This window comes from Aporhodopirellula rubra (assembly GCF_014192335.1).
Lineage (GTDB): Bacteria > Planctomycetota > Planctomycetia > Pirellulales > Pirellulaceae > Rhodopirellula > Rhodopirellula rubra.
In genome coordinates, this window is record NZ_JACHXU010000053.1 from 1 (window position 1) to 5,349 (window position 5,349).

Sequence of the window (5,349 nt, forward strand, 5' to 3'; positions counted from 1 at the left end):
AAAACGAACCGACAGAGCGTGATGAAACCCTCGGTAAATTCAACTATGTTCTACCAGCATGAAATCCCGAAGTTATTTCCGAACAGCTCCTTAGGTCGGAGGTAGTCGGCCAATTCCTCGACGAATATCGCCAGCGGCCCGATCTCTTTGATGTCGAACAACTATTGAATGAATCAAACCCGGTACTTTTGCGTGCGTATCCAAGCAGACGAAGGACTGCTTCATCTTTTATGATGAACAGTATTTCGATCGATCGTCTGAATCGCGGCCAAAAGAAGAATAACGCGTATTCAGGCCGGACGGTTCTCGCGTTAATCGGATCGAACTGAATGAGCCAGACACTTGCTCACCAATACAAGACGGAATAAAAAATGAATGCGTTTTCTGATGTGTTGCATCGTTCACTTTTTACTCTGAGCATTCTATCAGTCCGGACTATCTGAGTTGTCATGCCAGCGTTTTCCTGGGATTCCGACCATTGAAGCAGAATCACCACAACACAACCAAAATGATTAAGTGAACTCACTCAAACCAGCTCCCAAGTCCGGGACTGGCTTCGCCGAGCGAAGCTCTCATTTTTCCGATTTGGCGCGTACTCGATGTCGTCGATTGCCTGACGGTACTGCAGTGACCTCTCGCTACGAGACTTTATCCGACAAACCAGATTCGACGCGTTATCAGGGCACGCAGGACCGAATCAAATGCAGTGATTCGTCAGCGTCTCGTTCATCCAACGACGGCATCGAAACGCTACGGTTTCACGGCCTGCCACATCGATGCGAAAACAGATGCATTCTTGCGAAGACACGTGATAGCACGGGCCGCTGCGTTGACGATCGAGTCCATTATTGTGAATTTTAGACGGCGATTTGTTCCTCGCGGATTGTGCAAGCGAGATACTTTTCTTCAACAACGCATCACGCCCCTGTACGCCGTTACCTAGCGATTCGAGAAGCAGGTTCTCGAATTTGATTAGCCCAGACCGCACGTGTTGGCGGTCACTCCCAGGCGCCACGTCTTGCAGATCAAACCTAACTCACCGGTACGCTTGCAACTAAGCGTATTGAAAATTATCGCCTATGCGATCAAGTAATTTGCCAGCAAAAACGGAAACACCGAAAGCGAATAGGACGATACCAGAACATGCGATGAGCGAATCGAAACATGCGAACTATCTTATTTTACCGCATTGGTAAATGGAGAAGCTTTTCCGCTGGTAGCAATTCATTTTTTAACAAGTGTTTCAACGGTTTAGAGGAAGACGCCGATACACCGACGTTCTTTGGCTGCTATTCCAGAGATTGCATTTCAGCCGAGTGAATTCGCACAGGGCCTAACAACCCCGCAGACTGAAGCGGATCATTGCCGGAGACCACCGATCGCATCAAAAATGTTCTGCGTTTATCGGGTGACAATTTCGCGTCACCGACGAGGCGGTTGTACCACGGATTGACGACCTCAATCTCCAAAACATTAGCGTCCGAACGGGCAACTGCCCGGAGATCAAAGTACAACGGATCGATCCATCGTGTCCCCAAGTCCTTCCCATTGAGCCTTGCGGTTACTAAACCGCCAACCTTCCCAAGGTCAAGACGCAGCGTTCTTTCGATGTCTGAGCTCGCTAACGTAAATGTCGTTTGGTAGATCGCCGTGCCGGAAAAATAGCGAACTTCATCGTCCGTGTGTTTCGTCCAATCAAGAAGCTCGTCAAATACTCGCTTTGTTGAACCACCGGTGGCAGAACGAAACGTCACGCTCCACGGTCCATCGATTTGGATTGGTGATGGAACGGTACTGACAATAGGTGTTTTCACTTTGCCGGTGGCTTCGACGAATGAGTATTCACCATTCTCCCAGAACAATCCTTCGACCAGATTATCCTCCATCAACAATTTCATTTCATGGACACGTGATTGCGAATGTCCGTATGGCGTGGACTGCATCAAATTTCGAATCTGCTGGGCATTCAAAACACCATCAATCGGATCTACCGAACCGTGGCTTCCGTCAAACACCACCGAGGCGTTTCCCGGATGAACGGTGTAGCGGCTTTTCAACCCTGCATGAACAAATTCTCCATTGAGATACAAATGCGGTTGGTTGTCGTGATAGACGATCGCAACGTGAGTCCAATCGTTGATTGGGACTTTGTAACGAAGCGTTGCAGGGAGGTAGTTTGCGGAATGCTCAAAAACACAAACGCCATTTCTGCCAACCGAAATACCACAGCCAGCGTGCGAATCACCACCTAATTCGTGACCATGCGTTGGGACAACAATCTCGTTGCGGTGGGCGTCAAGCCCAGAAGTACCGGAATCCTGTTCCTCGACCAACGAAATATCGACAGACGGATTCACCCAAGTTGCAATCGTGAAGTCCTTCGCCGTCTTCTGCTGCGAGGTTCGATTTCGAAATGGAGAGACTGTCTTGCGAACATCAAAAACCTCTTTCTTATCATGCAAAACTGAGACAATCCTTCTCTGGGAAGCGGGATGTTCGCCAAAGACCACAAATAGGCTTCCGTATGCAGGCAAGCGAAGCGGGAGCGACACGACATCGCCCCACTGTTCGTAAATGGCCGTCCGATCGATTTCACCGGTCGTCGGCCACCATAGACTCGGCGCTCGATTGCCAACACGAAAACGGGCCAATGTTTCAACAGGTTGTGACTCCGGGTTGGCGACGAAATAGATTTCCTGTCCACCAACGGTACGGTGTGAATAACGCAGTGATGTCTCGCTCAAGAAATCTTGAGTGATTTCCATTTCATCAAAAACATCATTCAGATTACGTCCCCAGATGACGCGGCCCTCACCAACCGTGTGCGTCCCCGACTCCTTAGCATTTGCGAGTGTCCCCCAGATCGCCTGCTCGATTTGGTGCAGTTCTGTGTCCGATTGCGGGTAATTTTCCATGCTGGGAGAACGCAGTGGTGGCCGACCAATCACGGTGGCGCCCGCTTGAATCAAGTTGTGTATCTTCTTAAGCACTTTCGGTCGCATTGTTTCTTGGTCCGGAAGAACAAGAACACGATAGCTGGTTCCATGCGGTAAAACTAACTGCCCCTCTTTTACAGAGAGACTGTCAATGATCACCTCAGCATTGATGTAATCAAAGTCGTAACCGACTGGCAGTTCGGGATTGCGTGCGCCAGTCATTTGAGGTGTGTCTTCGCCGATAAAGTACGCAACATCAGCCACCCGGTTTCCTTGCTGTAACAAATAGCAACAACGCCGCACATAATCGAACCAGGAACTTCCTTTTTCGAACCACGTGTTGTGCCGGTTGAACTCAGTTCCGAACCAGGCATTCACGCCTGGCTTTCGGTCTTCCCAAGGTTGTTGGACATAGACGTGAAGAACGAAGTGATTGATCCCTTCCGAAAATGCCCAATCGCCACGTGCTTTCAAATCCGACGGAACGGTTTTGAACTGCGATGGACTTGAAGTAAACGCCTCAGCAGAAACCATTGGTTTGCCATAGGTGTTCACGGCAGAGGACGCTGCTCGGCACTCGATCGACCCGAGAGTGCCCTGTGTCCAAAACTCTCCACTGACCAGATCCGAAGCTCCGCCATACTGAAGAAATTCAGCAGGAAATCCCCAGTGCCCATAGTTTTCGAGCCAAAGTGTTAGGCCGTTTTGATGGCACTTTTCTCGTAATCCCCCGACGTAATCTGCTGCGATACTGTCTGCCACGAGTCGGCGAAGGTCCCACAAAAATCGGTCGGAGCGGTCCACATTTCCGACGACACGACCAGTTAACACTGGCAACCAAGGAACAGGGTCGTAACCGTATTTTGTCTGGAACTTACTGGCAAAATCATCACTCCAGTTCTGCGAGCCTTGTTCATAGCTGTCGGCTACAACGTACTTAAACGCCGTTCGTTCCTCTGCAGGCATTCGCTGCAAAATTTGGCCAATAAAGGAATCGAAATGATGCTCGATGGCTTCGCGACTCATCTTGTCGACTTCAAGTCCCTGGCCTTCTGGCGAAGCAGGCGAATTCTGGGTGCCGGTGGTAGTCATGCCCGTGCGCATGATAACCCAATCGCCGGGTGGAACGTCCCAACGCAACACGCCATTTGCGTCCATCTTTTCGGACAAGTCGATCGTGTTCGTTGGCGAGACGGCGAGCTCCAATTTATCGAGCGGTATTTGTGCCGGCCATCGATAAGTATCCCACTGTGGCAATGGCGTGGGATGCATTTTCCCGAGTTGTTTCTCGACATGTGATTGCAGTTTTGCCGCACCCGACAGTTCGATTTCGGCAAGCGACGCGGCGCCGCTGATGCCGCGGAAAACGAGCCGAAATCGCTTCGCTTTGACGGGTTCGAACGCAACCGTGACTCGGCCGCGTGGCATTGGACCGACGCCAACGGCCATGTTGGACCGGTCAAACCGAAAACTCTTGACCGTACGAAACTCCCCTTTCGTGGCTTCGGCAAGCAGTTCGCAATCAGCAGCCCAGGAAGAATCGCTAGGGATGAGAGACAAATGACGAGCAACAAGCGACTCATTGAGATCTATCTCAACCGCGAGATCGGTACCCGCGGGGAATTCGACGGCGGTTTCAACGCGACCGTCCGCGGCCGCTTGCGCCGCCTCCACTCCGGGAACAAACGTGATTTCCGATAAATGCAGTGTTAACGAGTCTCGGTCCTCACTAGGTGCTGGAAATGCAATGACGACCACTTCCTGAAATGGATCCACAGGCGCGGTCAGCTTTTGTTCAAACCGCACGGGGCCTTCGACCCGAGTCTCCGAAGAAACGAGGTATCGCATCGCCTGCTCAGGTGCAATCCATGGTCCTCCTGATTGGCTCCAGCCGGGGCAATTAAACATCCCAATATCCACACCCGTCCGACCACCTTCGCGGATAGCGTGTTCGATGAGTTTCCACCACGCTTCGCTCAGCACTTTGACATCGCCAGCAACGACATCTTCTAGAAAGATATTCCCAATCAATGCGCCGCCAATGCCAGCACGAGACATCGCTTCTAGATCGCGAGTGATACCGTCTTTCGAGATATTGTCACTGATCCAGTACCAATAACACCACGGTTTCGATGTGTCGGGAGGCTTTTGAAAACCCGTTGCCAAGTCATCCGCAGCATAAGCGGGCAAAACAACGGGGGACGCTATTACGAGCGAGAGGAATGCGAGTGCTGTTGCGATCCGATTTAATAGGGAGTTCATTTCAGTTGATCTTTAGTGGTCGGCAGCCGACGTGCACAACAGGGTCAAAACGAGGGCTTAGGAGCTGTTCGGAAATAACTTCGGGATTTCATGCTGGTAGAACATAGTTGAATTTACCGAGGGTTTCATCACGCTCTGTCGGTTCGTTTTG

General features: G+C 51.0%; 1 protein-coding gene. It reads right to left on the reverse strand.

Features of this window, described 5'->3' with window-relative positions; genetic code table 11:
- Positions 1–1,289: 1,289 nt before the first annotated feature.
- The gene (locus FHS27_RS30445) at positions 1,290–5,198 is read right to left on the reverse strand and encodes a glycosyl hydrolase (protein WP_184310191.1); all 3,909 of its coding nucleotides are present in this window, start codon (positions 5,196–5,198) and stop codon (positions 1,290–1,292) included.
- Positions 5,199–5,349: the final 151 nt, after the last annotated feature.

Bases quoted from the DNA above. Each gene is read 5' to 3' on its own strand.
- FHS27_RS30445 (WP_184310191.1), bottom strand. From the start codon at position 5,198: ATGAACTCCCTATTAAATCGGATCGCAACAGCACTCGCATTCCTCTCG.